Origin of the sequence: Nocardiopsis sp. TNDT3 (assembly GCF_003427465.1) — a bacterium.
In the GTDB taxonomy this organism is placed as follows: Bacteria; Actinomycetota; Actinomycetes; order Streptosporangiales; family Streptosporangiaceae; genus Nocardiopsis; species Nocardiopsis dassonvillei.
In genome coordinates this window covers 1-1,444 of the sequence record NZ_QPFC01001404.1, presented here as the reverse complement: position 1 = coordinate 1,444, position 1,444 = coordinate 1, and the positions used below count along the sequence as shown (strand labels likewise).

The following is a 1,444-nucleotide window of genomic DNA, read 5'->3' as shown; positions in this document are numbered from 1 at the left end:
GGGCGGCCCCCGTCCCGGAGGCCGCCCCGCGGCTCGTGCACAGTCTGTGGATCAGGTCAGCGAGGGCTGGTCCTTGATCCGGCTGGTGAGCTCGTGCACCTGGTTGTAGATGGACCGGCGCTCGGCCATCAGCCCGCGGACCTTGCGCTCGGCGTGCATGACCGTGGTGTGGTCGCGGCCGAACTGCTGCCCGATCTTGGGCAGGGACAGCTCGGTCAGCTCCCGGCACAGGTACATGGCGATCTGCCGGGCGGTCACCAGCACCCGGGAGCGCGAGGTCCCGCACAGGTCCTCGACCGTCAGGCCGAAGTAGGCGGCCGTCTGGGACATGATCGCCCCCGCCGTGACCTCGGGGACCTCCGTGCTGGGCACCAGGTCCCGCAGCACCTGGCTGGTCAGGTCCAGGTCCACCGACTGCCGGTTCAGGCTGGCGAAGGCCGTCACGCGGATCAGCGCGCCCTCCAGTTCCCGGATGTTGGTGGAGATCTTGCTCGCGATGAACTCCAGCACCTCGGGAGGGGCCGCCAGCCCCTCCTGCGCGGCCTTCTTGCGCAGGATGGCGATCCGGGTCTCCAGCTCGGGCGGCTGGACGTCGGTGAGCAGGCCCCACTCGAACCGGCTGCGCATCCGGTCCTCCAGCGTGGTCAGCTGCTTGGGCGGCCGGTCGCTGGAGATGACGATCTGCTTGTCGGAGTTGTGCAGCGTGTTGAAGGTGTGGAAGAACTCCTCCTGCGTCTGCTCCTTGTTCTCCAGGAACTGGATGTCGTCCACCAGGAGCACGTCGATGTCGCGGTACCGGCGGCGGAACCCGTCCGCCTTGCCGTCCCGGATCGAGTTGATGAACTCGTTGGTGAACTCCTCCGAGCTGACGTACCGCACCCGCGAACCCTCGTAGAGGCGGTGCGTGTAGTGCCCGATGGCGTGCAGCAGGTGGGTCTTGCCCAGCCCCGAACCGCCGTGGATGAACAGCGGGTTGTAGGCCTTGGCCGGAGCCTCGGCGGCCGCCACCGACGCCGCGTGCGCGAAGCGGTTGCTGGAGCCGATGACGAAGGTGTCGAAGGTGTACTTCGGGTTCAGGCGCGCGTGCTCGCCCGGCGGGACCTCCTGCGAGCGCCCCGGGGGAGAGGAGGGGGCCTTCGGGGCCTCGTCCTCCACAGGGGCCTCCACGGCCTCCGGAGCGGGCTGCGCGGCCTCCTCGGCCGCCTCCGCCCCCGGCGCGGGCGCCTCCTCCCGCGGGGTCTCCCAGCGGTTGGGCCGGTCCCACTCCGGTTCCGTCCAGGACTGCTGCCGCCACCCCGCGGGCTCCTGCGGCCGCTCCAGCGCCGAGGGCTGCTCCCACAGCGGGGGCGCGGTGGGCGTCTCCTGGGGGGAGGCGAAGGTCTGCTGGACCCAGGGCGCGGGCGCGTCGCGGACCGTGTGCGGCGCCTCGTCGGTGGGGGAGGGG

Annotated in this window: 1 protein-coding gene; it reads right to left on the bottom strand. The window is 71.3% G+C overall.

Features of this window, described 5'->3' with window-relative positions; all coding sequences use genetic code 11:
- Positions 1-51: 51 nt before the first annotated feature.
- The coding region (dnaA, locus tag DQW06_RS28265) for a chromosomal replication initiator protein DnaA (protein ID WP_117199623.1) at positions 52-1,444 on the bottom strand (1,393 nt) is incomplete at its 5' end.